This window comes from Paracoccus sp. PAMC 22219, assembly GCF_000787695.1.
Lineage (GTDB): Bacteria > Pseudomonadota > Alphaproteobacteria > Rhodobacterales > Rhodobacteraceae > Paracoccus.
In genome coordinates this window covers 1-4,346 of sequence record NZ_BBPH01000035.1, presented here as the reverse complement: position 1 = coordinate 4,346, position 4,346 = coordinate 1, and the positions used below count along the sequence as shown (strand labels likewise).

Sequence of the window (4,346 nt, the reverse complement as noted above, 5' to 3'; positions counted from 1 at the left end):
TTTTTGAATCCGAACGGCCTCACTGCCTAGATGGAATAGACGGCTTGGCCGGCCACACAGAAAACTTCACGCTTTTTTCGCTGCACTACTGCAAGATGCGGCCATATTGGTCCCTGCCCTTTGAAAAGTAGGCGACTGGACTGCCACTTATCATGTCTGACAAGGTCAATGCCGCCTGCTGACCGCAGCGCCAGGCGCGGTCTTAGCATGAATACAGGTATGCAAGGGCTCAGGTGCATCAACCGAACCCAGTTTGACGCGTTCGCCCTTAATCTCGATAAAGACACCGGCGATCACGCTTGCCTGGCCTGAAATGCTGTCAGCATACATCGGCCTTGCGAAAGCGCAGCACAGGGCGAAAGATGTAAAAAAGCTTACGCCGAAACATATCACACCCTGGAAAGGTCTGGCATTGCTCCACAGCCGCAACCGGTTATCATTCATAGCCATTGCAACGGCGGCGCGAGAACTGCGGTTCACTCTGAAAATGCTCAGCCTGCCCACCGGCTCGTCTTGCTCGGGTTGGAACCGCCGCCTAGGCATGTTTGCCTCCCGATGCGCGGCGTCATCTTTCCCTTCAAGCATAAGAGAAAGAGGTAGATTGGGTTTCAGTCCGCTTGGCGGACTCGCGTAAATCTATGGCTTTGCCCATCACTGCCAGAGCCTTCGCAAGATCTGAGTCCTCGATCTTAAAAGCTGCCAAGCCACCAAGGTCGAGAGTTTCGACATGCTCTGCTTCCATCGCGGCGCGGTCTTTGCGTGCCGCTTGGTCATCATCTGGCGCAGCTGGCCTGCCAGCCCACCGCCCGAGAAGCGCAAGGGCGCGCTTCGGTGCAGACAGGCGATAAGCATTGCTGACCTGCCGCACCTGCGGCCCGCGGCCTCATTCGGGACCGGCTCAAAGCGGCGCAGCCAATCCAGAAAGCCATGATCACGTAGTGATTTCAGCGCCCTCACAACCGCGTCACGCGACCGGCACAGCTTGTCAGTGATGTAATCAAGGGACGGGTCCAGTCGGCCCGACTTGAAGTTCACGAGATTGGCGAAGAGCGCCAGGACCTCCAAAGCGATGCCGCCAAGGGGGCCGTTCCTCTTGCCAGGTTCCTTCTTTGCCCGGTCATAGTATCGGGCGGCCATCAAGACCTTCTGTACGTCCTGGCGTGACGTCCCGCGCCAGAATGATCCCTCGCACGATCCCCTACGTCGCGAATTGCGGTGGATGGGTTTGCGATCGGCCGCAATGCCATCGGCACGCGCGCCATCAATAACGCCATTGATGCGTTTAAAAAAACTGCCGCGTTCTGCGGCCTCTCCGGTATTCATCTGCTGCTCCTCGATCAAGAAGCGCGGTGTCCGCAGGCAAGCCGTATCCGTTCGCACAGATGCGCCGTTTGCTCTTGATTTTCGGGAGTGGGAGGATAACTATAGCAAACAGAAATGAGTGCTAGTTCAGGTCGGCAAAACCTGAGTTATCGACACCAAGCCCCTCGTGCGGACCCCCGCGCGGGGGGTTTTCTTTTGGGCTGGTATTTTTTATCTGATTTTGCGCGCTCCTCCCGTTGTATGGGCTTTAGCTTGCTGCACAACGGAGAGGCGCATGCACAGCGACCGATAAAATGCAGATACTCCACCAAGTACCAGCATCAGTAAGTCTCCCAAATGACTTCGGAAATCTGACCGCTGTAATCCATGGTCCTCATCGCAATGCCGCGCCTCGTTCCGGCTTGTTCTCCACCGTGATACCCAACCCGGTCACGAACCCACAAAGGCGCGTCCTCCAGGCGGATACTGATCCAACGAAACTCACCGGCCTCGTCGTAGAAACCCCGCTGCGTCGAATCTGATATCTCGATGCCCTCACTGTTCCGCTGACCACGATAGTTGACGTGGTAGACCTCGATCCCGTCACGATACCCCTTGATCTCGTCTGTCAGACCATCGCTGCCCATGTTGGGCAGCGGCGGGAGGCCGCTGGCACGCAGCGGGCAGTTCCAGAGCTGCAAGGGCGGCTCAACGGGCCACGGCGTAACGCGACGGATCATTTCGATCCTGGCTGCTGTGCATTCCGCTGATGCAGGGAAGCCGCCAGCCAGACAGAGAAGAATTGCGCAATCGATCGGGTAGGATTGCGCAGCGACACGCATCGGTGTCACAACGCCCGCCGACACGGCGATCATCACTCCCAACGTGACTTGGCCTAGACGACGCATAACCACTCCCTCAAAGCAACAATCCTATACGATGTCTGTCATCAGTATAAGATCATATAGAGCCTTTGAGAACGCTTTGGCAACGCCTAGAGGTCATTCTTCACCCTGTCAGAAACCGGATCGTGCGAAGACCTGCCGGTAGGATGTAAGGTGGCAGCGAAAACGAATAGTGCCCGCAGTTCAGCTGTAGGGTGTCCACCCTCGCCCCGGCCTGGTTCAACTTGGTGATCAAGGGTTCTGCCAGATGGGGCAGCACCACAGTGTCTCTGGTCGCAACGACAATCAGAAGCTCCAGACCGGGCCGTGCTAACTGCTCTGTATAGTTTTCGAGATTCAGCGGACCCCACACTCTGTTAAGTTGCGTGGTGTCGATCTGGCCCTCCAGGCTGGCGCGAATGTGCTTCGTCGCATCTCCGGTCCAAACCATATCGGCCAGACTACCTGCGGTTAGAAAAAGCCCTGCCTTCCTAACAGCTCGGTCTGTAGCGGCAACAAGGCCAGCGATCCAAGACCCAAGGCTTATGCCCAAGACCGAAATATGCTCATAGCCCTCACGTTCCAAGATGCGTATCAGCTTCCGTCCATCCGATACGGCTTGTTGAACCGACTGTAGTGTCCGGCCCAAGTTAGAGCTGATCATATAATCCGCATATGACGATTCCGACCGGGACCGTTCAAAGTGATACGGCATAGCGATCTGGACTACCGTAATTCCCCGCCTCGATAGGAATGCAGCGATCTGCTTATATCTCGTTCTCGCATTCCAATGATGAAAAATAATAAGGGCGCGTTTTTTGGTTATGCTGTCAGTTACTTTGACTTGAATACGGTCGTTCTGCGCAACGCCCGTTGTAATATCAGACTGATACTCGATCCAGCCATCTTTCCATGTATAGCTAAAATCAGACTCCGCGGGTTCTTCAAAAAATGAAGCATCAGCGACAGCTCGCTCAGCCAAAATCATGAAATCAGCAATGCCAATATTTTCATTTTCCGGTGTAGGAAACGCAAGATGCGCGTCCAGACTGAACACAGTCTGGCACTTTAAGGCGTTTCCACGCTGCGCCCGTTTATCATCCCAACGATCCAGCCAACTATGATACATCAACGCGCCTTTCCACATTGCAAGACCGCGATCCAAGCCATGGATCAAAGAGGCCAAAGGCTGCGAGAAGTATGGAAAGACCTAGAACGATTGAAAAGCCATCGAACATCCCGATAGCCGTATAGGCTATCACCAAAGAAAGGATGCAACCTGCCATTTTTACAGGGGCACTTCCAAACTGCCGTAAAAGCCCCACTTGGGAAAGTACATAAGAGAACGTAAACACTGTCACCATGACAATAAGCAGACTTGTAAATTGATTAGGGGTACTGAAGTCTTTGCGGCTAAAAATAGTGTTGTTCCCAACCGTGACAGCCAGAAAGTCATTTGCGAGCCAGCTTATGATGTTACCACTGTCTGTAACCAAGTAAACAGACTGAAGCTTCATGCAGATTGCAATCAAGATACCTGAAATAACGCACCTAAAAACTCCCCTAGAAAGTTTTGCGCTCACCCCTAGAATAGCATCTGACAGGTTGTCATCATCAACCCTCTCTGATTGGCGTTTAATGTCTCTATAGTCATATGCCAACGTGTAAAGGAGAATGAGTCCCACAAAGAAAAGATAGAAGCAGAGAGACATATACAGGTAAGCAATTCCGGTAAAGAATGCCTGGGCCATTATGGACGTCAGCTCAGGGCGTATGATGCCAATTGACCCCCAATCAATCGCATAATCGCGACTACCATCAAGAAGGGGCAACAAGCGAACACTGACCCACTGGAAAAGACCCGCAAATCCTATACAGACGAGAAACACTGACCAGTAGGTAAGCGGCGAAGCCTCGACCTTTTTCAACCATCCATTACTGCCCTCTGTACTACCGCTTGCTGCAACAAGCAGGTCTCGTCCCTCATTTTTCCAGAAGGCTATGACCTCATGGCAAAAGCCGAGAAAGAGAGGCAGGAAGACTGAGGTGCCCCCCGAAATCTGGACACTGACGTAAGCTCTGTTTTTGCTGTCTGCTGATCTTCATCACGAGGGAGATCGACGATGTCGAAACGAAAGCAGCACGCCCCTGAGTTCAAGG

General features: G+C 53.4%; 5 protein-coding genes. All 5 read right to left on the bottom strand.

The features are described 5' to 3' along the window. Positions 1-165: 165 nt before the first annotated feature. Complete coding sequence (locus tag TY51_RS21725; RefSeq protein WP_197054654.1) at positions 166-504, bottom strand: hypothetical protein; 339 nt, start codon at positions 502-504, stop codon at positions 166-168. 147 nt (positions 505-651) lie between these two features. Next, complete coding sequence (locus TY51_RS05585) at positions 652-1,341, bottom strand: hypothetical protein (RefSeq protein WP_197054653.1); 690 nt, start codon at positions 1,339-1,341, stop codon at positions 652-654. A gap of 302 nt (positions 1,342-1,643) precedes the next feature. Continuing rightward, entirely contained in the window at positions 1,644-2,177 is a 534-nt protein-coding gene (locus TY51_RS24235; protein WP_156117900.1) for a hypothetical protein, read from the bottom strand. Positions 2,178-2,310: 133 nt separating this feature from the next. Further along, positions 2,311-3,315 (bottom strand): S9 family peptidase, encoded by a 1,005-nt coding sequence (locus TY51_RS05575; RefSeq protein WP_042246979.1) that lies wholly within the window; start codon positions 3,313-3,315, stop codon positions 2,311-2,313. Further along, complete coding sequence (locus TY51_RS21715; RefSeq protein ID WP_156117899.1) at positions 3,305-4,114, bottom strand: hypothetical protein; 810 nt, start codon at positions 4,112-4,114, stop codon at positions 3,305-3,307. The genes TY51_RS05575 and TY51_RS21715 overlap by 11 nt, the downstream gene beginning before the upstream one ends. Positions 4,115-4,346 lie beyond the last annotated feature (232 nt).